Origin of the sequence: Pacificibacter marinus, assembly GCF_018860665.1 — a bacterium.
GTDB classification, from domain to species: domain Bacteria; phylum Pseudomonadota; class Alphaproteobacteria; order Rhodobacterales; family Rhodobacteraceae; genus Celeribacter; species Celeribacter marinus_A.
In genome coordinates, this window is sequence record NZ_JAHKPK010000062.1 from 33,290 (window position 1) to 60,120 (window position 26,831).

Sequence of the window (26,831 nt, forward strand, 5' to 3'; positions counted from 1 at the left end):
GTCTTATGGGGGCGACGGTTAACTTGACCGTAACCTGTCACAGGCTGCGCGCAAGACCGGATCGCTTGCACCAACAGCCAGCCAGTCTGCAGATTGTAAGGTGGTCGTGATATCTTCGCCGCGTCCCTTAAATAAATCTGCGCGTCGGTTTAATAGGCAGTCAAAGGCGGCGGGCACCACAGCGCCGCTCTGCCAGCGTGACAAAAGATACATGTCGACGACCACTGTGCCGTCCATGTCCACCGCATGCGCGCCGTTTAAGGCAATCAAACGGGTGGTGACAGGGGCAATGAATGTCCAAGGGCGCCAGACTTGTTTTTGCGTCACCTCGGTGGCGATAATCGCCTCTGGGTCGAGCGCCTCCATGGATCGCGCGCTCCAAGAATATTCGCTCCAAACTGCAAAGGCTAACATGGCAAGACCTGCGGCAGCAGGCATGGCCCAACGGGGCAGTGTGCCGCGTGTTAGCTTTTGAATCAGTAAACTAATCCCAGCAGCACCTGCACCGAGTGACAAAGTGGCGAAGAATTCTAACAGCATGTGAGGCCTTTGTTTAAGATCGCGCGCCCTGTGCGCTGAGTGAGGATTGCATAGTGCGTACGATAACGAAAGCATCGCGCAGGTGCGAGCGTTCAAAGGCGGGAATTGACGAGGGGCTGAGATAGTTGTCAGGGGCCGTTTGATTGCGCACCTGTGCGGCTTGGTGTGCCAGCCGCGCCGTTGCTATGGTGTCATAGGCCGCCATGAGATCGTCGCCGCCAGATTTGGAAATGATACCAGCCTCATTTGCCTCATCGATGCGCGCGCGGGTGTTCACAGCCAGCAGTCCACCTTGTAAGGCATAGACGCGTCCCAGATCGACGACGGGCACAACGCCTGCGTGCTTCATGTCGATATGGTTGCGATGTTCGCCGGATTTGATCGTTGCAAGACCGCGCAACAGTCCTAATGGTGGCGCGTGAGTGAGCGAATTTGCAATCATATGCGCAACAAAGATTGAATTGTCGCGGGCTGCTTCAAGCGCCTTGGCATGCAGGGGCAAAAACAGGTCTTCATCGCCAGCTATGACGCGCAGGTCAAACATGACAGAGGCCAACATCTGCGCCTCAGCATCCGGTGCGGCGATCCAGTTTGCAAAATAGGATTCCCACACATCAAGTCTTTGACACCAGCGTTCGTTCATCGCCATCATATCACCTGGACAATAAACATATCCGCAGGCATCTAAGCCTTTGCAGACGAAACTAGCCATGGTTTGAAAATAGGCCATGTCCTGATCGGTGGCGGCAGAGGCAATGATCAAACAATTGTCCTGATCCGACACACCTGTTTGTTCGCGCCGCCCTTGGCTGCCGCAAGCCGCCCATGCGAAACCCACAGGCGCAGGACCGTTTTCCGCCTGAAACATCGCGATCAATTTACGGGTGACTAAGTCGGCGATATCAGTGATTTTTCGCGTGACCACATCATGGGCCAAATGCGCGCCCACCAGTTGCATCAAGAATTCTGGCAAACGGGCTGTGACCTGCGCCATCTCTTGGATTGTATTGGCCTGGGACAGATCAAACAGCATCTGGGTTTGCGAGGATCCAAAGAACCCTGTGATATCGGTCTGCGTAACCATGCCCACCAACTGCCCTGCATCGATGATAGGCAGGTGGCCAATCTTGGCCTCCAACATCGTGTGAATAACATCGCTGCAAAGCGCGTTTGACGGCAGGCTGATGGGGTTTTCTGTCATGATGGTTGATACCGCATCATCACTGCTGCGACCTGCGGCCAAAACCTTGTTGGTCATGTCGCGCAGTGTGACCAGCCCCTTTAGCGCACCTTCAGAAATCACCGCGACGGAGGATACTTTATTGTCCCGCATCAAAAGAGCGCAGTCTTTGATTGTTAAGGATGGCGGGCAGGTGATGGGGCTTGGGGCCATCAAATCAGACACGTGCTGGGTCATCAAACTTGGTGCCGCCGCCGTGCGGATCTGTCCGCGATTGAAATAGCGCGCAAATTCAGGGTTGCGGGCAATTTCGGTTTGGAACACGTCGCGCGAAAGTATCAGTAAAACAGCATCGGTCACGGCAACGGCGGTCGTGGCGGCACGCCCAGTGCGCAAAAGCCCGCGTTCGCCAAAATGGTTTTGACGTTGCAAGACAGACAGCTGCGCGCCGTTAACCTCTGTGATTTCCACCGTGCCAGATTTGATCAGGTATAACCCGTCAAGCAAGTCATCATGGGTGTAAATCGTCTGACCAGCTTGAAAGGTCTTGCGTGAAAACTGTCCTGCAAGGTCTTGCAGACGCTCGAGCGGCAAAACGTCATAGGGATGGGCCGTTTGCAAAAACGCGATCACATTTTGCGCAGCTATATCCATTGCGTTTGTCCTTGGAAAAATGGGGTGGGGCGCATGTCATCGTTAATAAACACGCGCCCCGAGAGGAAGGTTGGGCCTGTGTGGGTCAGGCCCAACCTTATTCTTAATGGTCTACAGCTTGGCCCGCACCGCGTGGGATGCGAATGCTTTCGACCAATTCTTGGATTTCCGCAGGTGGCTCATCCGTTGCACGAGACACTGCGAAGGCCACGATAAAGTTGATCATCGCACCGACTGCGCCAAAGGATGTCGATTTGATCGACAACAACAGCGGCTCTGCGTCTGTGAATGCATTTGTCCCCGGAATAAAGAACCAACCTTTGTGCAAGAAAATGTAGACAAGCGTTACGATCAAACCTGCAAGCATACCGGCCACGGCACCCTTGTTGTTGATGCGCTTTGAAAAGATCCCCATCATCAAGGCAGGGAAAATTGACGAGGCAGCCAAACCAAAGGCCAAAGCCACCGTTTGCGCGGCAAAGCCGGGAGGGTTCAGGCCAAGATAGGTCGCAACCACGATGGCAACTCCCATCGAAATCCGTGCCGCTAACAGCTCGTTTTTCTCTGAAATACCAGGGTTGATTTGCGCCTTGATCAAGTCATGCGCCACAGCTGATGAAATCGCCATCAACAGACCCGCAGCGGTAGACAAAGCAGCCGCCAAGCCGCCAGCGGCAACCAATGCGATCACCCAACCTGGAAGGTCGGCAATCTCAGGGTTTGCAAGCGTGATGATGTCACGGTTTACAGTCAGCTCGTTGGCATCGCCGTTGACGTATTGGATATTGCCATCGCCGTTTTTGTCGTCAAACGTCAGCAGACCGGTTTTTTCCCAGTTCACCATCCAGTCAGGACGTTCATCATAAGCCACAGGCGTAGAGGCCACGCCATCAGGGTAAACGGTGTTGATCAGGTTCACGCGGGCCATTGCACCAACCGCAGGGGCCGTGAGATACAAAAGTGCAATGAACACCAATGCCCAACCCGCAGAAGAGCGCGCATCCGCAACCGTTGGCACTGTGAAAAAGCGCACGATCACATGGGGCAAACCTGCTGTGCCGATCATCAAAGACACAGTGAATAAGAATAGGTTCAATGTCGTGTCATGTTGCTCGGTGTAGGATTTGAAGCCAAGATCAGCCAAGAGGCCCTCGAGTGTTTCCAGCAAAGGTTGACCGGTCGCAGTTGCGTCTGAAAACAGACCCAAAGCAGGGATAGGATTGCCTGTGAGATGCAGCGAAATAAAGATCGCTGGGATCGTGTAGGCGATGATCAACACAACATATTGCGCCACTTGGGTGTATGTGATGCCCTTCATGCCGCCCAATACTGAATACATGAAAACGATCGCGGCACCGATGAGCAAACCCGTTGAATTGGACACTTCCAAAAAGCGCGAAAACGCTACGCCGACACCGGTCATTTGCCCGATCACGTAAGTCACAGAAGCTGTAATCAAACAGATCACCGCAACGATGCGGGCTGTTGGGCTATAAAAACGATCGCCGATAAATTCAGGCACGGTGAACTTGCCAAATTTCCGCAAGTAAGGCGCAAGCAACATGGCGAGCAATACATAACCGCCAGTCCAGCCCATCAAATAAGCAGAGGTGTCGTAACCACCGAAAGAGATGATGCCGGCCATCGAAATGAATGACGCAGCCGACATCCAGTCCGCGCCTGTCGCCATACCGTTGAGCACAGGGTGCACACCGCGCCCCGCCGCGTAGAATTCCGCAGTGGACCCCGCACGGGCCCAAAGTGCGATGCCGATATAAAGCGCAAAGGTCGCGCCAACAAAGAGCAGGTTAAGTGTAAACTGATCCATATCCTATTCCTCTACGCCGTGTTCGCGATCAAGCTTATTCATGCGCCACGCGTAAGCAAAAATCAGCACGAGAAACACAAGGATCGAGCCTTGTTGTGCAAACCAAAACCCAAGGTCTGTACCGCCAATTTTGATGCCTGCCAAAGCTGGGCGCAGCAAGATACCGAACCCGAATGAACAGACAAACCAGATGACAAGGCTGACGCCAATAATCCGTAGGTTTGCCGACCAATATGCGTTGTTTTCTGAATTCTCCGCCATTGCGGGTCCTCCCCTTTTTGTCCCTGATCTCGTTGCGGCTTGATGCTGCCTGCGAGATCGATTTACGAAACCCGCATCATGCGTGTTCCGCCTCCCAAACTGCTTGACGCTTCAGCGCCAAACAGCCCAATTGTGCCGCCCGCAAATGCAGGCGGCGTGAATGTTATGCGTCTGCCGTGGCTTGCACGTTATGAATCGACCCGTTGATAAGATCCTCGACGACGGCGGGTTCGGCGAGAGTTGAGATGTCGCCCATTGTGCTGGTGTCGTTTTCAGCGATTTTGCGCAGGATGCGGCGCATGATTTTGCCGGATCTGGTTTTGGGCAGGCCCGGTGCCCATTGGATGAAGTCCGGTTTGGCGATGGGGCCGATTTCGGTGCGGACCCATGTTTCCAGCTCTTTTTTCAAGGCCTCGGATGGGGTTTGGTCGTTCATCAAAGTGACATAGGCGTAGATGCCTTGGCCTTTGATTTCATGGGGGAATCCGACAACTGCGGCTTCGGCGACGGCGGCGTGGGCCACCAGCGCACTTTCCACTTCGGCGGTGCCCATGCGGTGGCCTGAGACGTTGATCACATCGTCAACGCGCCCCGTGATCCAGTAGTACCCATCGGCATCGCGGCGACAGCCATCGCCTGAGAAATAATAGCCTTTGTACTGCTGGAAATAGGTCTCTTGAAAGCGCTCGTGGTCGCCCCAAACGGTGCGCATTTGGCCGGGCCATGAGTCCTTGAGACAGAGCACCCCTTCGGCCTCAACCGTGGCGATCTCTTCGCCGGTTGTGGCATCCAAAATCACCGGTTGCACGCCAAAGAACGGCAGGGTGGCCGATCCGGGTTTGGTGGCGATAGCCCCGGGCAGAGGCGCCAAAAGATGCCCGCCGGTTTCCGTTTGCCACCATGTGTCAACGATCGGCGCGCGGCCTTTGCCGACGACGTCATTGTACCAATTCCACGCTTCTGGATTGATCGGCTCGCCCACGGTGCCCAGCACTTTGATAGCGGACAGATCGTATTTTTCGACGAAGGAATTACCTTGTCCCATCAGCGCGCGCAGGGCTGTCGGCGCGGTGTAGAATTGGTTCACTTTGTGTTTTTCACATACGGCCCAGAACCGCCCCGCATCGGGGTATGTCGGCACGCCTTCGAACATCACGGTTGTGGCGCCATTGGCCAGCGGGCCGTAGACGATATAGCTGTGGCCCGTGACCCAGCCCACATCTGCGGTGCACCAAAACACATCGCCGTCGTGGTAATCGAACACATATTTATGGGTCATCGCCGCATAGGCCAGATAGCCGCCGGACGTATGCACCACGCCTTTGGGTTTGCCGGTCGAGCCGGATGTGTAGAGCACGAACAGCGGGTCTTCGGCATTCATCGGACGGGGCGGGCACTCAGGCGAGGCGTGCTGCATCAGGTATTTGACGTCCACATCGCGGCCATCGATCCAAGTGGTCTGATCGCCGGTGTGTTTGACCACCAAGCAGCGCACCTTGTCAGAGCAATGCAGCAGCGCCGCGTCAGCGTTGGATTTAAGCGCTGTCTTGCGGCCGCCGCGCGGGGCTGTGTCGGCTGTGATCACAAGTTTTGCGCCGGAATCATTGATGCGATTGGCCAAGGCATCAGGGGAAAATCCAGCGAAAACAATAGAATGGATCGCGCCGATGCGCGCGCAAGCCAGCATGGCATAAGCGGCCTCTGGGATCATCGGCAGGTAAATCACCACGCGATCCCCGCGCATCACGCCTTGGGACAAGAGCACATTGGCAAAGCGATTGACCTTATCCGACAGCTCTTTGTAGGTGATGTGCTGCGCCTCGGCATCGGGATCATCGGGTTCAAAAATGATCGCGGTTTGCAGCGCGCGGGTGGGCAAATGGCGGTCGATACAATTGGCCGAGACGTTCAAAACACCGTCGGCATACCATTTGATATCGACTTGGCCGAAGTTGAAATTGGTCTGTTTGACGGTCGTGTAGGGCTCGATCCAATCTAGGATTTTGCCCTGCTCCCCCCAAAACGCCTCAGGATCCGCCACAGAGGCCGCATACATCGCCTCATAGCCCGCGCGATCAACATGAGCAGACGCCGTAAATGCGGCATCAGGTGAATAAGTCTTCGTCGTCATGATCGTCCTCCCTGACTGTGCGGTTCATATCGATTGGCCGCTACTTGCAGGGTTTTTACAGCTATTGGTGTCAAAGGTCTTGTAACTTACTGGTAGCGCTATATTTTTTTGTAAATATTTTTTCTATTGTGAGTTGTATATTGTAAATTTTATTTACGGACTGAGAAAAATATTTATTTTACAATTGCTTATGCGTGGCTCAACTGCGGTCCTGTGGCGGGCAGGGGTCTTAGGTGGGCAAATGGGGGCGCTAACATCAATTCTGACGATGGTTTTGAGGACATATTGGGGCAACACGCAATAATAGGTAAACGTTCCAAAACGACTCATCTGTAAGGGGGCTGATGGTCGCGCAAAGTCTTTGAATGGTGTCTGACGTTTGATCGTATCGGCGTTAGTTGGGGGCATTTTCCAACGGGTGAGATAAGGGTGCTTTCTTTTTTGCGAGAAGAGTTGCCCTTGCCCGTGATGCCTGTTTAAAACGGTATACCAAGTTGGAGCGGATAATGGCGCGCATGAACAGTCTGAACAGTTACGTATTTTTTGAAGCTGTCGCGAGACGTAAATCTGTCACGCGCGCTGCAGAAGAGCTATTGGTGTCCCCCTCTGCCGTCAGTCAGCAAATCAAACTTCTGGAACAGCAATTGGGCATCAAATTGTTTCGCAGAGAAGGGCGAAATTCAAGCCTGACGTTAGAAGGTGAACAATTGTTTCTTGCCAGTGCGTCAGCCATCCGCATGCTGAAAGACGCAGAGCGTCACTTGGGTAAGCAACATGAGGCGCGCAGGCTCAATTTGCGCGTGACCCCCAGTTTTGGGGAGCGGTGGCTTGGGGCGCGCTTGGCGGACTTTGTTCAAAATCATCCCGGTTGGGATTTGCGTATTGATGCAGCCCCCGATCCGACAGATTTTGATCGCGAGATTATGGATTTTGATATTCGCTATGGTCTGTCTGATTGGGGGGGATTCCATTGCAAACCGATTTTGCCTGATCAAGTGCTGCCGATGTGTAGCCCAAGTGTACGCGATGACTTGCAGACGCGTTTTGGCACTGATCCCGAAGCTCTATTGGATGGCGCGCAATTGATCGACAGTGCGCGGGCCATTTGCCAATGGGATTTTTGGTTACACCGGAATGATCTGACGGTGAGCTCGAACATCAAGTCAATTTTGTTAGATCGCTCGTCGCTTGCGCTGCAAATGGCTGTGGATGGAGCTGGCGTTGTGCTTGAATCATTGGCGGTTGCTGCCAAAGAATTAGAGCGCGGTGATCTTGTGCCACTCACGCCATCTTTGCCTGTGATCGAATTTCCAGCCTATTGGGTGGTCTGCCCTGCACGCCATATGAAAAGGCGTGCTGCGGTCACATTCGTGTCATGGATGGCGCAGCAAGCCGATGCGCATCGTGTTCTGACCGCGCGCCTTATGGATCAACACGGTTTGATATCTGATGTGATCGAGGCTCCGTCTGAAGTGTTTTGGGGATCAAAGCGTCCATAAGGCCCAAGCGTTTTTAGTGTATCTACGATCCGTCAATTACATCAATTCCACGCTCAAGCTACGACGCAGGTCGCAATCGCGTCAGCGGTTAGTCAACCTTGATCATGCGCGTTGTGTCGGATGCGGTGATCTGCGCATTCAAATCATTTCCATTTGCTTGCCAATCGCTGAGGTCGACGATGCACTTCAGATTGTCGAGCTTTTAGGGCAAATCTGACGGGGCGGAGGGCTATCGCAGGAACTTCCAAGCGCTGCGCGCAAGGCTGAGAATTGAGGGAGGAAGGCACGATGACAGGGCCATTGTGACTTCCTTTTGACAGTGTCGCGGGGGAGGACGCGTTTTACTATCTAAGGGTAGAAAACGCATGATGTCTATCATGATGACTTAACTATAAGTTTAGCTCAGCTTAATAATGGCTGAGGTAGAGCTATTTGCTTTCGGATTCTTTGGCGTATTTGTCTCTTACATTTTCGATTAGTGCATCAAGGTGAACGCTGATTTTTGCGCACATCAGTTCAGGGTCGCGGTCGCAAAAGGCTTGCATGATGTCGTGATGTTGGCGTTTGACGCGGTCGGAACTGTCCTTGCGGGACGCTGACAGGTAGCGTGCGCGCCAAAGGCGCCGCACAAAGGCACTATGCGTTTCCGCAAGAACTGCGTTCTTTGAGGCTGCTGCAATCGCCATGTGAAATTCCATATCAAGTTCGAAAAAATCGATTCGATCGATTTTGCCCTGACAGCTGTCCATGTGGTCTTGCATGGCTTGAATGCGTGTGATGTCTTCATCGGTTGCGTTCTGGCAGGCCAAAGCGCCACTGCGCAACTCAAGGGCTGTAAGGACTTCAATTACATCAGAAATCTCTTCAAAAGACGGATCTGCAACAATGGGGCTGCGCGAGGGGCGCAGCAGGACAAGACCTTCTTTGGCCAAAATGCGAATCGCCTCGCGCATTGGGGTCCGTGAGACATCCAAATCGGTGGCGTGATCGCGTTCCTTTATTTGCTGACCAGGGGCGAGGACACCTTTCAGGATGTCGCGGCGCAGCTTATCGGCGATTTGGTCTGGCAGTGCTTTATCGGTCATCGTTTCTATAGCCTACGGTAATTATGTGTTCTGGCTAGCTCAATGTTGTTGCGCGATTAATGATCTTTGGTCCAGAGAAAAGTGAATTAATTGCATTTGGTATACCAAATTTCTGTTGATTGTCGAGAACGACATCGTTAGCTTCTTTCTGGATGGTATACCATCTCGACGACAGTTTGAGGATTCTGTCGGTGAAGATAACGCGGCGGAAACGCCGATAGGGAGGACGACAATGAAATTTAAGACACTCATGACAGCGACCGCTGCTGCAACTGTACTGGCTGGCGCTGCCGATGCGCAAACACACCTGCGTATCCAGACGCATTACGCGACTGAGCACCCATCCGGCAAACTTGCAGCGCAATTCGTTGACGATGTTCAGACTATGTCTGGTGGTGAGATCACCATCGAGATGTTCTATTCATCATCTGTTGTGGCAACTGTTGAAACATTCGATGCGGCCGTTAACGGCATTCTTGATTGTGACATGACTGGTGGCGCCTACCAAACTGGTAAAGACCCAGCGTTCCAGTTTGTTGGTGACATCATGGGCGGCTACGACACACCTTGGCAGCAGTTGTCTTGGCTCTACTACGGTGGCGGCTATGACGCGGCACAAGCCCTCTACAATTCCGAAGGTATGCAGCTTGTTGGTTGGTGGCTTTACGGTCAAGAATCATTTGCCTCATCTCGTCCACTTGCAGGTCCTGAAGATCTGAAAGGTTGGAAGTTCCGTTCACCTCCAGGTCTTGAAACAGCGATTTTCACCGAAATGGGCGCAACTCCAATCGTGATGGATTTCACTGAAATCTTTACAGCGCTTGAAACTGGCATCATCGATGGCGCAGATGCGTCTGGTCTTGCCAACAACGTTGGTCTTGGTTTGTACGACATCGTTAAGCACGCAAACTACCCTGGCTTCCACTCCATGCCATCTGACCACCTTGCGTGTAACAAAGCTGTTTGGGACGGCATGAGCGAGCAAGAACGCCGCATCATGGACACGGCAATGCAAAAATTGTCACTGCACACAGCGCTTTCCAATGAAAAGCTAAACGCTGAAGCAGCTGCAAAGTTGAAAACCCAAGGCGTGACTTTGCACGATTGGTCTGATGAAGACAAAACTGCGTTCCGTACCACAGCTCAAAAAGCGTGGGACACATTTGCTGAAGGGTCACCAAAAGCTATTGCGTTGGTCGAAAGCCACCGTGGTTACCTTAAGCAATTGGGCCTGCTTTCCGAATAAGACAGGCATAATGATCTAAGATCATGGAATACTTGGGCGAGCTGAATAGAATTTGGTTCGCCCTCTCTTTCTCAAAAAAATCAAAAACTTAAATAGTGGGGTGCTAAGCACATGGAAAGCGAGAGCATATGGCTCGGCTCGATGCGCAAACCAATCCGTTTTGGAATGATTGGATTTGCCATAGCTGCCGCCATCACCTTTGCGTGGATGGCGATTCAGACTTTTGTCGCAGCAGAGCCCGTGACAATGTACGATCTACTCAGCCCGTCTGGTGTCCTTTTGGCGCAGATGATTTTGTTCACATTCTCGGGCACGGTTTTACTAACAGCCATTTACCTGTCCGACACGGTCGGTCCGATTGAATCAAAACCGCAAGGGTTCTTTGATATCTTGTCTCTGGTGTGTTCACGCATCTCGATGATTGGTGTTGTCTGTCTTGTTTTGGTGATGTTCTACGAAGTCGTCTCGCGTTACGGATTCAACACGCCAACGCTTTGGGCCAATGAAATGTCCTTATGGATGGCATCGTTTTTGTTCTTGCTTGCGGGGCTTTATGCCATGCAACAACGCAGTCACATCCGTATCTACGTCATCTATGACATCCTGCCACGCTGGATGAAGAAGATGGCTGACGTTATTTCGTTGTTTTTGATCTGGGTCTTTACCTTCGCACTTGTTTGGGGCGGCTTTGATGAAGCGAAACTCAAATTTATGCGCATGGAAACATTTGGCACAGCATGGGATCCGCCCATTCCTGCGACGCTCAAACCTGCCATTTTGATCATCATGTGTCTTGTTGCATTGCAAGCCTTGTCCAATCTCATTGCTGATTGGCACAAAGAGCCCGCCGCGCATGACGATATTGATGAGACTGAAATCGAAAATATCCGCGCGACGTTGAGGGAAGATTGATATGGAATTCTTAGAAGCCTTCGCATGGATGAAAGTGACCGATATTGGCACGCTTTCGCTCTTGCTCTTGCTTGGCATGTTTGCGCTGTTGGCGCTGGGTATGCCGCTTGGCTTTGCCTCTGCCTTTTTGGCCGTTGCAACTTTGGTGATGAAATTCGGCCCTGAGCTGATGTTCAGTGACTTTGGTCGTGGCCCGTTCAACGTGTTGGGGCAGGCCGTCTATCGACAGATGACGAACTATGTTCTGATATCGGTGCCGCTGTTTATCTTTATGGCGTCCTTGTTGGAGCGGACCGGCATTGCGCGTGATATGTATTCATCGCTTAATGTTTGGCTGGCGCGTACACGCGGTGGTATTGCTGTTGTGACCTCTGTTATGGCGGTGATTATGGCGGCGATGTCTGGGATCATCGGCGGCGAAGTTGTGCTGCTTGGTCTGATCGCTTTGCCACAGATGCTGCGTCTTGGGTATAATCAAAACTTGGCCATCGGGACGATCTGTGCCTCTGGGTCTTTGGGCACCATGATTCCGCCCTCTATCGTTTTGATTTTCTACGGCCTCATCACTGAGACCTCGATCAAAGCGCTGTTCACGGCGTCATTCCTGCCTGGTTTCATGTTGGCGAGTTTCTTTATTATATACATCATCGTCCGAGTGCGGTTGAATCCATCTTTGGCACCGCTGCCAGAGCCTGATCCCGAAGCGCCACACGGGTCTGAAAAATCGCTGATGTTCCTTGGCTTTATGGCTAAGTTTTCGATGTGGATCACAGGTGTCATCTTTGTCCGTGCGATGTTCTTTACGCTCACAGGTGAAAATACAGTGGCGGAAGGCGTTGATCCGATCTTCCTTGGGATGGTGAGTGATCTGCCCTTTATCGTGGTTGCATTTGCATTGTCTTATGTTGTGATGCGCTTCATCGTTGGCAAAGAACGGACTGATGAGGGTTGGCAGATGGGCAAAGGCTTGATCGCGCCAACTGTTGTGATCGGTGTTGTTCTTGGTTCCATCTATGGCGGCATTACGGGCATTACCGAAGCAGCGGGTATGGGCGTTATCGCGGTGTTCACTATCTCTGCGCTGCGTCGCGAGATGACCTTTGATATCGTCTACGACAGTTTGATGCGCACATTGAAATCGACAGGGACCATCATCTGGGTGACCATCGGTGCGGCTGCATTGGCTGCGGCGTACACTCTGGCCGGTGGCCCGACTTACGTTGCCAGCTTGATTTTGGGGGCTGACCTTCCAACCATGGGTGTCATTCTTGTGATGATGTTCATCTTCCTCATCATGGGGATGTTTATGGACTGGGTTGGTATCGTGCTTTTGATCATGCCTGTGTTCTTGCCCATCGTTTTGAAACTGCCAATCGAAGAGATTGGTCTGTTTGGAACGTTGGACCCTAAGAACGTGGCGATTTGGTTCGGTGTGGTATTCTGTATGAATATGCAGGTCTCGTTCCTGTCACCACCCTTTGGCCCTGCAGCGTTCTATTTGAAATCTGTCGCGCCATCGCACATCACTTTGGTCGATATTTTCAAAGGCTTCTTGCCGTTCATCGCGATCCAATTGTTCGCTTTGGCTGTCTTGATCATGTGGCCGTCACTGATTGAAGTGTTTTTGTGATACGCGCACTGCGCACAGATACCTAAACGTGCAATCTGATGTTGCAAACCTTGCCGGAGCGGCGCATCCGCTCCGGCACATTTTTGACCGATGATCTGTAACCTCCCTAAATCTCAGGCGAATTCTTATGACAACTGCCCCCATCAATACTGTTAGACTTTCAGACCGCGACAATGTCGTAACCGCTGTTCGTGCCCTTCAAATCGGCGAAGAAGGGGCTATCGAGCTGATCCCGCGTGGGCATAAAATCGCGACTGCGGACATCGCCAAAGGGGATGCCGTGCACAAATACGCGCAAATCATTGGTTATGCTGCGGTGGATATCGCCAAAGGCTCGCATGTTCACGTTCACAATCTGGATTTCCGCAACGTGGACCAAGAGCACGCTTTTGGCACCAATATGTTGCCAGCGACGCCCGTGGCTAAACCTGATACATTCATGGGCTACAAGCGCGCGAACGGCCGTGTTGGAACCCGTAATTTCATCGCCGTTTTGACCTCAGTGAATTGTTCTGCCACCGCCGCGAAAATGATTGCCGCGCATTTCACCGACGAAAAATTGGCCGATTATCCCAATGTTGATGGCGTCGCAGCCTTTTGCCACGGCACAGGTTGTGCCATGGGTGGCGATGGCACGGGCTTTGAATTTTTACAACGTACGCTTTGGGGTTATGCGAAAAACCCGAACGTTGGCGGTGTTTTGATGGCCGGCCTTGGCTGCGAAATGATGCAGATTGACTGGTTGATCGAAGCCTATGGTTTGGTGCCTGGTCCGCGCTTTCAATCGATGAACATCCAAGACGTTGGCGGTCTGCGCAAAACTGTCGAGCTTGGCATCAAAAAAGTCGAAGCCATGTTGCCGATCGTCAATGAAGACACGCGCACTGAATGCCCTGCGTCCGATTTGATGGTCGCGCTGCAATGTGGTGGTTCTGACGCTTGGTCTGGTATCACGGCGAACCCGGCTGTGGGGCATGCTGTTGATTTGCTGGTGGCGCAAGGCGGCACGGGCGTGCTGGCTGAAACCCCTGAAATTTACGGTGCGGAACATCTTTTGACGGCGCGTGCCTCAAGCGATGATGTGGCCAACAAATTGCTTGGCCTGATCGATTGGTGGCAAGAATACACATCAATCAACAAAGGCAGCATGGACAACAACCCAAGCCCCGGCAACAAAAAGGGTGGCTTGACCACCATCTTGGAAAAATCGCTGGGCGCTGCGGCCAAGGGCGGCACAACGCCTTTGAATGGTGTCTATAAATACGCGGAAACCGTCACTGAGCGCGGCTTTGTCTTTATGGACAGCCCCGGTTATGACCCCGCCTCTGTAACTGGGCAAATCGCTTCTGGCTGTAACTTGGTGGTGTTCACAACGGGGCGTGGGTCTGCGTTTGGCTCCAAACCGTCGCCAACGCTCAAAGTCGCGTCAAACACCGAAATGTATACGCGCATGTCTGAGGATATGGACGTCAATGCGGGTCGTATTTTGACCGAAGGCGCCTCTGTCGAAGAGGTTGGTCGCGAGATCTATGACGCTTGGTTGCGTATGGCATCAGGCGGGCAGTCTAAGTCAGAGGCGCAAGGGCTTGGCGATTACGAGTTCGTGCCTTGGAACGTCGGCGCTGTGATGTAATGACCTAAACGCCTCTATGCGCGAATTGCAAAGGGCCTATTGGGCGTGTCCAATGCGCGTTGCAGCTGCCTGCGTGATTTGCTGCGGCGCGTAAACTGTGTGTCGATCTTGGTCGAGGCAAAGCTGTCTATGCTTTTGTTTAAATATCAGAACAGTCAATTTAGGCCGCGTGCCTGAAGGTTTTAACGACAACGCGCTATGAACGCGTCGGATTAGGAATGCATGTATGTCTCGCTCTGTGTTGAAAACGATCGCCCCGCGCGAAGATAAAGTTGGACTTGGGGTGGCCATGATGGCGCTCGCAATTTTCTTTTTCACCTGCATCGATACTTCGGCGAAATGGCTTATCTTGGCGGGCTTGCCCGCACTTCAGGTCGTGTTCGCCCGATACGCTGTCCATTTCTTAGTGTCCTTGGTGCTTTTCCTTCCCAAAGAAGGCATGGATGCCTTGCGCACCAACAATCCTTGGAAAGAGTTCTTTAGGGCCGCGTTCTTATTTGGGTCGACGATTTGCAACTTCACTTCTCTGAAATATCTGCCGATTACCGTGACCACGACGATCATGTTTGCAGCCCCCGTGGTGGTGACGCTTTTGGCTATTCCTGTGTTAAAAGAAAAAGTCGGCATTCGCCGTGTTATCGCTGTCTGTGTGGGCTTCATCGGGGTGTTGGTCGTGATGCAGCCTTGGGGGACGGCCTTTCATCCTGCAATGTTTTTGAACATTGGTGCTTTGGCATTGGCTGCGATGTATTTTGTGATGACGCGGTTGTTGGCGGGGATTGAACGCAATTCAACGATGCAGCTTTGGTCCTCTGGTTTGGCCAGCCTGTCCCTTGCGCCTGTGGCTTTACCGATTTGGGTTTGGCCCACGCAGATCGTAGATTTTATTGTCTTGGGGCTTATTGGGATGTTTGGCGCGTTTGGCCATATCAGCGCCACCTATGCACACCGTTTGGCGGATGCGTCGATATTGTCGCCTGTTGTTTATATCCAACTGTTCTTGGCCGCCGCCGCCAGCTTTTTGGTATTTGGCACATGGCCAACGCTGTGGACGCTGGTGGGAGGCTTGATCATTATCGGCTCAGGTATCTACATCTGGCAACGCGAGAGAACCAAGATGGCCTAAATACAAAAGCGGGCCGCATCGTAACGACGCAGCCCGCTTCAGGGAGGAACTGTTGTGTGGTTTAGCCGCGCCCGATGTAGGGCATGTTGGTGGCCATAACGGTCATGAACTGTACGTTCGCGCCCTCTGGCAAAGTCACCATATGAAGCACAGAAGTCGCAACATTATCGACATGCATCACCGGTTCGATTTCGATCGACCCGTTGGCTTGCGGCATGCCTGTGGTCATGGATTGCGCCATGTCTGTTAGGGCGTTGCCGATATCGATCTGGCCACAAGCGATGTTGAATGGGCGACCATCAAGGGAAAGCGTGCGGGTCAGGCCAAGAACGGCATGTTTCGACATCGTGTAGGGCGCAGAACCGATGCGTGGCACGTAAGATGACACCGATCCGTTGTTGATGATCCGACCGCCTTGTGGCGATTGCTTGCGCATCAAGCCAAAGGCGGCGCGTGCTGCGATGAATGCACCGCTGACATTCACATCCATCAGGGTGCGGAATCCATCGACGGACAACTCATCCACTGGTGCGCCTTTCATGCCGACACCTGCATTGTTGAACAGTGCGTCAACGCGGCCCCATGCGGTGTAAGCTTTGCCAAACTGTGCCTCGACTTCGGCCTCGTTGGTGACATCGCATGGCAAAACCATCGCATGCTCGTAACCTTCGGCTGTCTCATGCAAGGGTGCTTCGCGGCGTCCCACGAGACCTACTTTCCAACCAGCGTTCAAAAAAGCATGAGCAGTTGCGCGTCCAACGCCGCTGCCTGCGCCTGTTACAATAATTGTTTGCATTTCAAGGTGCTCCTAATGGTTGTCGCGAGGCAAATCTTGCCCGACTTTTTGATAGGCTGTCGCCAGCTCTAAACAGCCGCCGTCAGACAGTTGCCCGACGTTTTTGCGGTAAATTTCTTGCCATGGTGTTTGATTGCGCAGTTCTGGCGGGGTCCATGCATCGATGCGCGCCTGCCATTCGGCGTCGTCTACCATCGCGTTCAGAACACGCGCATTCAGGTCAAGTTTGACCATGTCGCCCGTGTTCAAATGGGCCAAGCCGCCGCCAACAACACTTTCTGGCGAGGCGTTCAAAATGGATGGGCTTTCAGATGTGCCTGATTGACGGCCATCGCCCACGGTTGGCAAATGATTGATGCCTTGACGAATGATCGCGTCTGGAGGCTGCATGTTCACAACCTCGGCGGAGCCCGGATAGCCGACACAGCCGACGCCACGGATGAACAAGATGCTTTTCTCGTCGATTTCTAGGGCTGGATCGTTGATTCGGTTGTGGTAATCTTCCGGTCCTTCAAACACCACAGCGCGGGCTTCATAGACGCCTTCGTTGCCGGGTTCTGACAGAAACCGTTCGCGGAAATCTTTTGAAATCACCGAAGTTTTCATCAAGGCGCTGTCAAACAAATTGCCTGAAAGCACCATGAATCCTGCGTTTTCACGCATCGGCGCATCATAGGTTTTGATTACGTCGGTGTCTTCTGAGGCCAAACCGTTCAGGTTTTCGCCCATCGTCTTGCCTGTGGCGGTCATCGCCCCTTGATGAATGCGACCAGCCTTTTGCAGCTCGGCCATCACAGCCGGCACGCCGCCTGCGCGGTAAAAACTTTCGCCTAGATATTTGCCTGCGGGCTGCATGTTGACCAAGAGCGGCACATCAAAACCGACGGTTTCCCAATCTTTCACATTCAATTCGACACCGATATGGCGCGCAACGGCTTGCAAATGCGGCGGCGCGTTGGTGGAACCACCGATGGCAGAGTTGGTGACAATTGCGTTCTCGAATGCTTCGCGCGTCATGATGTCAGAGGGTTTAAGGTCTTCCAAAACCATGCCAACAATGCGTTTGCCCGTCTCGTAAGCCATGTTCATACGCTCGCGGAACGGCGCAGGAATGGCAGAGTTTCCGGTCAAAGACATGCCCAATGCTTCGGCCATCGCATTCATCGTGGAAGCCGTGCCCATGGTGTTGCAGTGCCCAAGCGAGGGGGCAGATGAACAGGCGCGTTCAATAAATTCTTCGTAATCAATCTTGCCTTCAGCGAGCAATCGGCGGCTTTCCCAGATGATCGTGCCCGAGCCCGCGCGTTCGCCTTTCCACCAGCCGTCCAACATCGGACCGCCGTTCAAAGCGATGGCGGGAATATCAACCGTAGCCGCTCCCATCAACATCGCGGGCGTGGTTTTATCGCAGCCCGTGGTCAAAACAACGCCATCAATTGGATAGCCATGTAAGACCTCGACAAGGCCCAAATAGGACAGGTTGCGATCAAGTGCGGCTGTCGGGCGCTTGCCTGTTTCTTGAATCGGGTGGACAGGAAATTCCATCGGGATGCCGCCGCCGTCACGGATGCCAGCTTTGATCCGATCCATCAAAAACACATGGATTTTGTTGCATGGCGCAAGGTCTGAACCAGATTGCGCGATACCGATAATCGGGCGTTCGTCTTGCAGCTCTTCGACGGTAAAGGCCTGATTTTGATAGCGTTCTAGATAGAGCGCCGTCATGCCTGGGTTGTTCGGGTTATCAAACCATTCTTGTGATCTGAACCTTTTTCCTGCCCTCGTATTGCTCATCTTTTGCCCCTCCGTCGTGATTCCTTGACCCGAAAATAGGCCACGTAATTATTGTTGCTTTGCATAGCATCGCGATTTGGTATACCAAATGCAAGAGCAATTATGGATGACACTTGCGTCAATTGAAGATCGGGATATCAAATGAAACGACTGGCTTTGATCGCGGCAATTTATCTTGCCCCTACCGCTCCACTGAGTGCAGACGAAATGCTGCAATCGCAAAGTCAGGTTGAAACCTGTCTGGCAACGCAGATGCAAAATGGCAGTCCCGTCATTGCCTGCGTAAACGAAGCGCTTGGAGCTTGTATTCAGTTCACAGCAGATGCGCCGCAAGCTGCATTGCAGTGTTTTCTTGAGGCGCAAACAACATGGACGCAGTATATCAGCGCGCGCATGGACCTTGTGTTAGAGAAAGGCGGCGAAGATATAGCCGCTATCGCTGGCATCGAAGTGAAATTCGATCTGTTGCAAAACAAATTGCAATGCCAGCGGATGACAGAGCTGTCGATGTTGCAAGACGCACCGACCGAGCAGACGCAAGTCGCAGCGGCACGTTGTGATGCGACGGCCAACGGGTTGGTCTTTGCCAAGCTGTTCGCACAATCTGAAAATTTGAAATGATTAAACGCCGTAGATTGAAATAAAGGATCTATTTATGCTTGAGCAACCTGCAAAACTGAAAATAAAACGACTGAACCCGCGCCCCAGTCAGGCACAGATCGATGCGTTTCAAGGTGTTCCCACTGGTTTTGTCGCAGATGCTATGGACGGTATTGGCGCGATGCATCACAGCATTCAGGCACTGGGCGTTGCTGAAGGTCTGCCTTTCGTAGCCGCAGGGCCTGCATTGACTGCCTATAATGGTCCGGGGGATGTTCTGGCAACACTTGCTGCGTTGAGCTTTATTCAAGCAGGGGATGTTCTGGTGGGGAGTGTTGATGGCTTTCAAGGCAGCGCCACTGTCGGGGATCGAGTCATCGGCATGGCTAAAAACTGCGGCGCTGTGGCCTATGTTACCGATGGTACCATGCGTGATTTTGAAGGCGTGGCCAAGGTCGGATTGCCGTGTTGGTGTACGGGGCTGACCCCCAATTCACCTATGATCACTGGTCCAGGCACGGTTGGATTTGGCGTTCATGTTGGCGGGCGCCAGGTTGAGACAGGCGATATGATCGTTGCCGACCGTGATGGTGTGGTTGTGGTGCCTTTCGCCGAAATCGACGCAGTGATCGCGCGCCTTGTCGATATTAAAGCGCTTGAAGCTGAGCTTGATCAAAAGGTCGAAGAGGGACTGAAAGTGCCGCAAGACATTCTGGATATGCTCGATAGCGATCAAGTAAAATACGTCGACTGATGCAAAACGCCGCCCCATGCAATATGTTGGGGCGGCGTTTTTATGGTTTGAAACGGCGTGTTTATTTTGCGCCTTTTCGGACGGCTTCGGCCAAATCAAAGCCATTCATTTTTGCGACATGATCTGCCAGATGCGGCACATAATCGGCACCGTGCCCGTTGGCTTCGACATAGGTGTAATAGGATTTCACCGCTTCGCCGACAGGGTTCAATGTGCGTGTGCTGGAAGCCATAGCGGAGGCATAATGCACGTCTTTTGAGGCGTTGGTGATCGAGAACTTATGGATGTCCATGTCACGTCCAACAGCGCATCCCATGAAGGTTTCAAAGAATCCGTTCGACAAACGCGATGCACCGATCACATCATTGATGACCTGCGGTGTGACACCCGATTTGACGCCAATGCTGAGGGCTTCGGCATAAAGGGCGGCATAGCCCATGGATATGAAATTCATGATGAGTTTCATTTTATGCGCCGATCCCACAGGGCCCACGTGGTTGATGATCCCCGCCCAGCAGTCAATGATGGGCAAGACCTTGGCAAAGATCGCATCATCGGCGCCGACCATGGCATCCAGCATGCCGGCTTCGGCTTCTTTCGGCGTGCGACCCAAAGGTGCGTCGACCATGTGCATTCCTGCGGCTTCCAGTTCTTCGGCCAATATGACCGTCGAGGTTGGGTTGGCTGTGCTCGAATCCACAACAATCAGTCCTGCCTTACCGCCAGCCAAAATGCCATCGTCGCCGCGAATGACGGCTTCAACGGAATCACTGTTTGGCAGGCACAAGTGAATGACATCGCACAACGCTGCCATTTCTTTGGGGCTGGTGATTTCGACGGCCCCCTTCGAGACAAGATCATCAATGGGTTCGCGGTTGCTATTGCCCTTAATGTACAGCGGGTAGCCGCCTTTAAGAATATTGGCCGCCATACCGTGGCCCATCAAGCCGACACCAATAAAGCCTACTGTTGGTTTCTCTGTCATCGTTTCCTCCTCCCAAAGGATCAGTGAAATGGATCGTCGTAATATTCGCTTAAAGCGAGGCTGTGATGCCGCCATCGACGAATAGTGTATGTCCGTTTACGAATTTCGATGCATTGGACGACAAGAACACAGCCGCGCCCACAAGCTCTTCGATCTGGCCCCAACGTCCAGCCGGTGTGCGTTTTTCCAACCATGAGCTGAACTCAGGATCCGCCACAAGCGCCGCATTGAGTGGCGTGTCGAAATACCCCGGTGCGATGGCGTTGCAGTTCAATCCAAGCGGAGCCCAGTCTGTGGCCATACCTTTGGTCAGGTTGGCAACCGCGCCTTTTGTGGCGGTGTAGGGGGCAATGCCGGGGCGCGCGAGCGCGGTTTGAACAGACGCGATGTTGATGATTTTACCGGTGCCGCGTTTGATCATGTGCACGGCGACGGCTTGGCCAACATTGAACACAGATGTCACGTTGGTCTTCATCAGCTGTTCAAATTTATCTGCGGGAAATTCATGCAATGGTGTGCGGTGCTGCATGCCTGCATTGTTGAACAAGATATCGATAGGGCCGTGGTCTGCTTCAAAGCCGTCAACTGCAGCAGCAACGCCAGCATGGTCTGTGACGTCAAACGGCAGAGTGAAAACAGTGTGGCCCTCGGCGCGCAATTCTGCTGCTGCGGCGTCAAGTTTGTCTGCGCCACGCGCGTTGAGGATCACTTGCGCCCCTGCTTCACATAGCCCGCGTGCAAGCGCGAAGCCGATGCCCATTGACGAGCCAGTGATAAGGGCGGTTTTTCCGGTGAGATCGAACAGTTTCATAAGGGTGTGATGTCCTTTGAGTGAGTTATTATTTGTAAAGTTGCAACTTGGTCTTGATGCTCCTCAAAAATGGTATACCATTTTGAGGGTTATGCAAGGCATGTGCGAAGTCCGTTTTTGACTTTGCAAGAGAGGGCGCTCATGGAAAACAATTTTACGTCGGTTGTTACAAAATGCTGATTTTTCTAAGCGCAGTCTTTTTCCTTATTGTCACACCTGGACCTGGCGTTTTGTCGGCCGCAGGTGTGGGCGCTGCTTTCGGGTTCCGTGTTGGTCTGCGTTATGTCGTGGGCTTGTTCATTGGCTCAAACCTTGTGGCATTGGCTGCCATTTCAGGCATCGCCGCTGTGCTGTTGTCCCAACCCGCCGTGCGCACAGTGTTATTGGTGTGCTCAGTGGTTTATCTGACGTATCTCGCAGCCAAAATTGCTTTTGCAGGATCGAAAATAGCCTTTATCGAGGCCCAAAACGCGCCCGGCATAAGGCAAGGAATTCTATTGCAAGCTATCAACCCCAAGGCCTATAGCGTCAATATCGCGTTCTTTTCGGGCTTTGCATTTATTCCCGACAACTTGATTTTGGAGGCGGGCGTCAAGCTTGCCTTAATCGCGATGCTGTGGATACCGATTCATCTGGGCTGGCTCTATGCAGGGGTTGTTTTGCACCGGTTGGATTTGGCTGAAAAGACCCAGCGCAGAATCAATTACGCCATGGCGGCTTCCATGTTGTTGGTCGTTGCACTGGCCATACTTTCAATGCGCGGGATAGGGTGATGCATCCTTTGACCTGCGCCATGACAAGGACTTTCATATGACAATTCAATCTGCTCTCAAGGCGCTTGAACGACTTTTGGGAGATCGTTTGGTGACGTCTGACGCCGTGTGCGCACAGCATGGCGAGAATGAAACATACTTTCCCCATACGCCGCCTGATGCCGTTGTTTTCCCTGAGAACACCGAAGATGTGTCGCAGATCGTCAAGCTGTGTAACACCCACGCCTGCCCGATTGTGGCTTACGGCGCAGGGACGTGTTTGGAGGGTCAACACTTGCCAGTCCAAGGTGGTGTGACGCTTGACTTCTCTAAAATGAACAAGGTTCTAGAGGTGCATGACGAGGACCTCACCGTCACGGTTCAACCCGGATTGACGCGTGAAGAGTTGAACACGCATTTGCGCGATACGGGGTTGTTCTTTTCTGTTGATCCCGGTGCGAATGCATCGATTGGAGGCATGGCCGCGACGCGCGCCTCTGGTACGACGGCTGTCAGATACGGCACCATGAGTGACAATGTTTTGGCGCTCGAGGCCGTGATGGCCGATGGGTCAATCATTCGTACCGGCACAGGCGCACGCAAAACGTCGTCTGGATATGATCTCACCCATCTGTTGATTGGGTCCGAGGGCACGCTCGGCATCATCACAGAACTGACCGTCAAACTGCACGGTGTCCCAGAGGCGATGTCCGCTGCGACCTGTTACTTTGATAGCATCGAAGACGCTGTGAATACTGTGATTTTGACCATTCAATCGGGCATTCCGATGGCGCGTATCGAGTTGTTGGATGACGTTATGGTGCGTGGTTTTAACATGTATTCTAAAAGCGATCTGCCTGAGAAACCGCATCTGTTTGTTGAATTCCATGGCTCACCTTCATCTGTTGCCGAACAGGCGGAAGGCTTTGGCGATATCGCAGCCGAGTTTTCAGCGCAGGCCTTTTCATGGACGTCTAAAGCTGAAGAACGCACAGCCCTTTGGGCGATGCGCCACAAAGCCCATTACGCATCACGGGCGCTAAGCCCGGGCAAGCATTTGATGTCCACCGACGTTTGCGTGCCGATCTCACGACTGGCCGAAGCCGTGATGGAAGCCAAAGACAGCAGCCTGCGTTTGGGGTTGACCTCGACACTTGTCGGCCATGTTGGAGACGGAAATTTCCACTGTGGCATTGGTGTCGATCCTGAAGATGCAGAGGAACTCGCGCGGGTCAAAGCCTTCAGCGACAATCTGTGTGAGCTTGCGCTTCGCCTTGGTGGCACTGTGACTGGCGAACACGGAATTGGCCTTGGCAAAGCGAAATATATGGAGGCCGAGCATGGGCCTGCTGTTGCATTTATGCGTGCCGTAAAAACTGCGTTGGACCCCAATAACATCCTGAACCCTGGCAAGATTTTTCCTGCCGTAGATCTGTGAAAGTAAATCTATGATACCTTTTTCAAACCCAACGCCTGACGCCACATTCGTAGGCCGCGTTTGGCGCCCAAATATCGGTCCTTGTGTTGTTGTCTTGCGCGGCGATGCGGTGATCGACATCACGTCAAAAGATGCGCCCACCATGCGCGATCTTTTGGAGCGTGACGATCTGCTTGCTTTCGTGCGTGCGGCCAAAGGCGAAGTTATTGCGACATTGAGTGATGTTGCTAAAGGCTCTGTAGAAGGTGCGGGCGACACGGCGTTGCATTTCTTGGCACCGACTGATTTGCAGGCGATCAAAGCCTCTGGCGTCACCTTTGCCGAAAGCATGGTCGAGCGCGTGATCGAAGAGCAGGCCGCAGGCAATGCAGATCGCGCCGAAGAAATTCGCACGCGCGTCAAAGCCCGTATCGGGGATAGCCTGTCGGGTATCGTGCCGGGGTCTGACAAGGCGATGGAGATCAAAACGATCTTGCAAGCCGAAGGCCTGTGGTCACAGTATTTGGAAGTGGGCATTGGCCCTGACGCAGAGGTTTTCACCAAATCGCAGCCTATGGGAGCCGTAGGCTGGGGCGCTTCTGTTGGTTTGCATCCGATGTCGAGTTGGAACAATCCCGAACCCGAAATCGTTTTAGCTGTCACATCGACGGGTAAAGTTGTGGGCGCGACCTTGGGCAATGACGTGAACCTGCGCGATGTTGAAGGGCGCTCTGCTTTGCTTTTGGGTAAGGCCAAAGACAACAATGCTTCCTGTTCCATTGGGCCTTTTGTGCGTTTGTTCGATGATGACTTTGACATGGAAACTGTACAAAACGCCGAGGTGGATTTGAAAGTCACTGGCGACGACGGCTTTGTGATGGATGGGCGGTCTTCAATGAACAAAATCTCGCGCACGCCGCAAAGCATTGTCGACCAAACCATAGGCCGTCATCATCAATACCCCGACGGCTTTTTCCTATTTCTTGGCACGCTGTTTGCGCCGGTCAAAGATCGCGACACCAAGGGGCAGGGCTTTACGCATAAAATGGGCGATGTGGTGACCATTTCGGAACCTACGCTCGGGGCGCTCACCAATACGGTGCGCCTATCAACGGAATGTCCGGCGTGGACGTTCGGCACATCAGCCTTGATGCGCAACCTCGCCGCACGCGAACTAATTTAGTAAAACTGGGAGACAGGTTATGAAAATTCTTATTGTTGGAGGCGGCGGTTTCGTCGGTCAAAAACTGGCATATTCACTCGCCGCGCGCGGTACTATGCGTGGGCAAGCGATCGACACGCTTGTGTTGGCGGATGTTGTCGATCCCGCGACTGTTGAGGCGCCTTTTGCGGTTGAAACAGCCACATGCGACATCTCGGATGCGGCGCAAGTGAACCAACTGATTTCCGAAGATGTTGATGTCATCTATCTGTTGGCCGCCATTGTGTCGGGCCAAGCTGAAGAAGATTTAGATCTGGGGATGCGCATCAATATGATGGGCACCTTGAACGTACTTGAACGTTGCCGTGCTTTGCCGCACGCGCCTGTGGTTGTGTTCACATCCTCGGTCGCTTGTTTCGGTGGCGATCTGCCGGATGTGATTACGGATCAGACTTTGCTCAACCCGCAGACATCTTATGGTGCGCAAAAGGCTATCGGCGAATTGCTGGTCAATGACTATTCCCGTCGTGGTTTGATCGATGGGCGCGGCTTCCGCTTGCCAACGATTTCAGTACGCCCCGGTAAACCCAATCGCGCGGCTTCTGGATTCATGTCGTCGATTTTCCGCGAACCTTTGAACGGCATTGCGTCCAACTGCCCTGTTAGCCGTGACTTCCCGCACTTCTATCTGTCGCCACGTAAATGCATCGAAAACCTGATCAAAGGGGCTGAAATCCCTGCCGAAGACTTTGGTCCAAACCGCTGCATGACCATGCCGGGGCAGAATTTGACCATCGGTGAAATGATCGATGCGATGACAGCCGTAGCAGGGCCTGAGCCTGAAAAACTGATCACCTTTGAGGCCGACGATGCGGTCTGGGCCATCGCCAAAGGTTGGCAGTTTAAGTTCGAAACCAAGAAAGCGCTCGCGCTTGGCTTGACCGCTGACGAAAGCTTTGAAGACAACATTCGTTACTACATCGAAGACGATCAACCCAACGCGTGATCGACTTTGTTAAAGGCATAGACATGAAAAAGGGCGCCCAAGTGAGGCGCCCTTTTTTGATGTGTTTGATTGGCCTAATTGACAGGTGTTAACAGATCTGTACCAGCAAGATGTGCCGACACATTCGCCAGCTGCAATTCTGCCATCGCACGGCGTGTTTCAACTGTTCCTGATCCTTGGTGTGGCTGCAAAACGGCTGTTTCTAGCGCATAGAACCGCTCGTCGATTGTTGGTTCATCGTTGAACACATCAAGGCCGGCACCGGCGATTGAGCCATTGGCCAAGGCTTCGATCAGAGCCTCTTCGTCAATAGTGCTGCCACGTGAAATGTTGACAATCACACCGCGTGGGCCAAGGGCCGCGATGGCTTCGCGTGAGACATATTTCTCTGTCGCTTTGCCACCAACAAGGGCGATGACAAGATAATCGACAGCAGAAGCCAAAGACACCACATCCGCATGATATGTCCAACCCGGCGTCTGTTTTTCAGAACGCGCATGATAGTGAATATCCATTTTGAACGCCGCCAAACGGTCCGCAATATCACGGCCAATCCGGCCAAGCCCGACGATCCCAACAGAGGACCCCGACATTTTGCGATTCAGCGGCAAGGTTTCGCCCGCAGCCCATTTTCCAGAACGCACCAATGCGTCGCCTGCCACCATGTTGCGGGATTGAGCGATCATCATGCCGACGGCGATGTCCGCCACATCATCGTTCAAGACATCCGGCGTGTTCGTCACTTTGACGCCGCGCGCAGAGGCATCTTCAACATTGATCGCATCATAGCCAACGCCGTAGTTTGCGATGATGCCAAGGTTTGGCAGCAAATCCATGACAGCCCCATTCAAGGGATTGTGGCCTTTAAATGCGATCGCTTTGACTGTGGCCCGTGATGCCTCAGACAGGGTCGCAACATCGTCAGGAGACCCTGCAAAACAGGTCGCATGGGCTGCTTGTAGGCGGGCACGTTCCTCGTCTGAAAAAGCTGCGCCAAGGATAAGAAGTGGTGTGTCGGTCATTTGGAAT

23 protein-coding genes are annotated in these 26,831 nt (G+C 52.9%); 12 read left to right on the top strand and 11 right to left on the bottom strand.

Going from position 1 to position 26,831, the window contains the following annotated elements:
* Positions 1-18 precede the first annotated feature (18 nt).
* The 5 genes from KO497_RS17170 to acs all read right to left on the bottom strand — a co-directional run bounded on the left by KO497_RS17170 (position 19) and on the right by acs (position 6,594).
* Positions 19-540 (bottom strand): hypothetical protein, encoded by a 522-nt coding sequence (locus KO497_RS17170; RefSeq protein WP_215945188.1) that lies wholly within the window; start codon positions 538-540, stop codon positions 19-21.
* A 13-nt stretch (positions 541-553) separates the two neighbouring features.
* Complete coding sequence (locus tag KO497_RS17175) at positions 554-2,374, bottom strand: DUF294 nucleotidyltransferase-like domain-containing protein (protein ID WP_215945189.1); 1,821 nt, start codon at positions 2,372-2,374, stop codon at positions 554-556.
* 103 nt (positions 2,375-2,477) lie between these two features.
* Positions 2,478-4,202, bottom strand: coding sequence for a sodium:solute symporter family protein (locus KO497_RS17180; protein ID WP_215945190.1), 1,725 nt, complete (start codon positions 4,200-4,202; stop codon positions 2,478-2,480).
* A 3-nt stretch (positions 4,203-4,205) separates the two neighbouring features.
* Positions 4,206-4,463, bottom strand: a complete 258-nt coding sequence (locus KO497_RS17185) for a DUF4212 domain-containing protein (protein ID WP_215945191.1) — start codon at positions 4,461-4,463, stop codon at positions 4,206-4,208.
* Positions 4,464-4,626: 163 nt separating this feature from the next.
* A complete protein-coding gene (gene acs / locus KO497_RS17190; protein ID WP_215945192.1) occupies positions 4,627-6,594 on the bottom strand; it encodes an acetate--CoA ligase in 1,968 nt (655 codons plus the stop codon).
* Between the two features lie 506 nt (positions 6,595-7,100).
* Here acs and KO497_RS17195 point away from each other — a divergent pair.
* The gene (locus KO497_RS17195; protein WP_215945193.1) at positions 7,101-8,093 is read left to right on the top strand and encodes a LysR substrate-binding domain-containing protein; all 993 of its coding nucleotides are present in this window, start codon (positions 7,101-7,103) and stop codon (positions 8,091-8,093) included.
* A 428-nt stretch (positions 8,094-8,521) separates the two neighbouring features.
* Here the strand turns inward: KO497_RS17195 and KO497_RS17200 are convergent, their stop codons facing one another.
* Positions 8,522-9,178 carry a GntR family transcriptional regulator gene (locus KO497_RS17200; RefSeq protein WP_215945194.1) on the bottom strand — a complete coding sequence of 219 codons (657 nt, stop codon included), beginning with the start codon at positions 9,176-9,178 and terminating at the stop codon, positions 8,522-8,524.
* A 232-nt stretch (positions 9,179-9,410) separates the two neighbouring features.
* Between KO497_RS17200 and KO497_RS17205 the strand changes: the two genes are divergently transcribed.
* From KO497_RS17205 to KO497_RS17225, 5 genes are all read left to right on the top strand, one after another.
* Positions 9,411-10,424, top strand: coding sequence for a TRAP transporter substrate-binding protein (locus tag KO497_RS17205; protein ID WP_215945195.1), 1,014 nt, complete (start codon positions 9,411-9,413; stop codon positions 10,422-10,424).
* Positions 10,425-10,565: 141 nt separating this feature from the next.
* On the top strand, positions 10,566-11,336 hold the full coding sequence (locus tag KO497_RS17210; RefSeq protein WP_252729768.1) for a TRAP transporter small permease subunit: 771 nt from the start codon (positions 10,566-10,568) through the stop codon (positions 11,334-11,336).
* 1 nt (position 11,337) lies between these two features.
* Complete coding sequence (locus KO497_RS17215) at positions 11,338-12,966, top strand: TRAP transporter large permease (protein WP_215945197.1); 1,629 nt, start codon at positions 11,338-11,340, stop codon at positions 12,964-12,966.
* Positions 12,967-13,093: 127 nt separating this feature from the next.
* A complete protein-coding gene (locus KO497_RS17220) occupies positions 13,094-14,599 on the top strand; it encodes a UxaA family hydrolase (protein WP_252729769.1) in 1,506 nt (501 codons plus the stop codon).
* 226 nt (positions 14,600-14,825) lie between these two features.
* Complete coding sequence (locus tag KO497_RS17225) at positions 14,826-15,725, top strand: DMT family transporter (protein ID WP_215945198.1); 900 nt, start codon at positions 14,826-14,828, stop codon at positions 15,723-15,725.
* Positions 15,726-15,786: 61 nt separating this feature from the next.
* Here the strand turns inward: KO497_RS17225 and KO497_RS17230 are convergent, their stop codons facing one another.
* Both KO497_RS17230 and KO497_RS17235 read right to left on the bottom strand, forming a co-directional pair.
* Positions 15,787-16,521 (bottom strand): SDR family oxidoreductase, encoded by a 735-nt coding sequence (locus KO497_RS17230; RefSeq protein WP_215945199.1) that lies wholly within the window; start codon positions 16,519-16,521, stop codon positions 15,787-15,789.
* 12 nt (positions 16,522-16,533) lie between these two features.
* Positions 16,534-18,315: an IlvD/Edd family dehydratase gene (locus KO497_RS17235; RefSeq protein WP_215945200.1), complete on the bottom strand. Its 1,782-nt coding sequence runs from the start codon at positions 18,313-18,315 to the stop codon at positions 16,534-16,536.
* Positions 18,316-18,456: 141 nt separating this feature from the next.
* Here KO497_RS17235 and KO497_RS17240 point away from each other — a divergent pair, with 141 nt between their 5' ends.
* Both KO497_RS17240 and KO497_RS17245 read left to right on the top strand, forming a co-directional pair.
* Positions 18,457-18,936: a hypothetical protein gene (locus KO497_RS17240; protein WP_215945201.1), complete on the top strand. Its 480-nt coding sequence runs from the start codon at positions 18,457-18,459 to the stop codon at positions 18,934-18,936.
* Positions 18,937-18,970: 34 nt separating this feature from the next.
* A complete protein-coding gene (locus tag KO497_RS17245; RefSeq protein ID WP_215945202.1) occupies positions 18,971-19,669 on the top strand; it encodes an RraA family protein in 699 nt (232 codons plus the stop codon).
* A 61-nt stretch (positions 19,670-19,730) separates the two neighbouring features.
* Here KO497_RS17245 and KO497_RS17250 read toward each other — a convergent pair whose 3' ends face one another.
* Both KO497_RS17250 and KO497_RS17255 read right to left on the bottom strand, forming a co-directional pair.
* Entirely contained in the window at positions 19,731-20,654 is a 924-nt protein-coding gene (locus tag KO497_RS17250) for an NAD(P)-dependent oxidoreductase (RefSeq protein WP_215945203.1), read from the bottom strand.
* A gap of 49 nt (positions 20,655-20,703) precedes the next feature.
* Positions 20,704-21,465: an SDR family oxidoreductase gene (locus KO497_RS17255; RefSeq protein ID WP_215945204.1), complete on the bottom strand. Its 762-nt coding sequence runs from the start codon at positions 21,463-21,465 to the stop codon at positions 20,704-20,706.
* Between the two features lie 173 nt (positions 21,466-21,638).
* On the opposite strand from KO497_RS17255, the gene KO497_RS17260 reads away from it, so the two are divergent.
* The 4 genes from KO497_RS17260 to denD are packed head-to-tail and all read left to right on the top strand — an operon-like array spanning position 21,639 to position 25,802.
* The gene (locus tag KO497_RS17260; RefSeq protein ID WP_215945205.1) at positions 21,639-22,238 is read left to right on the top strand and encodes a LysE family translocator; all 600 of its coding nucleotides are present in this window, start codon (positions 21,639-21,641) and stop codon (positions 22,236-22,238) included.
* Between the two features lie 37 nt (positions 22,239-22,275).
* The gene (locus KO497_RS17265) at positions 22,276-23,655 is read left to right on the top strand and encodes an FAD-binding oxidoreductase (RefSeq protein WP_215945206.1); all 1,380 of its coding nucleotides are present in this window, start codon (positions 22,276-22,278) and stop codon (positions 23,653-23,655) included.
* A 10-nt stretch (positions 23,656-23,665) separates the two neighbouring features.
* Positions 23,666-24,817 carry a fumarylacetoacetate hydrolase family protein gene (locus tag KO497_RS17270; protein ID WP_215945207.1) on the top strand — a complete coding sequence of 384 codons (1,152 nt, stop codon included), beginning with the start codon at positions 23,666-23,668 and terminating at the stop codon, positions 24,815-24,817.
* Between the two features lie 19 nt (positions 24,818-24,836).
* Positions 24,837-25,802 (top strand): D-erythronate dehydrogenase, encoded by a 966-nt coding sequence (denD, locus tag KO497_RS17275; protein ID WP_215945208.1) that lies wholly within the window; start codon positions 24,837-24,839, stop codon positions 25,800-25,802.
* A gap of 74 nt (positions 25,803-25,876) precedes the next feature.
* Here the strand turns inward: denD and KO497_RS17280 are convergent, their stop codons facing one another.
* Positions 25,877-26,824, bottom strand: a complete 948-nt coding sequence (locus KO497_RS17280) for a 2-hydroxyacid dehydrogenase (protein WP_215945209.1) — start codon at positions 26,822-26,824, stop codon at positions 25,877-25,879.
* Positions 26,825-26,831 lie beyond the last annotated feature (7 nt).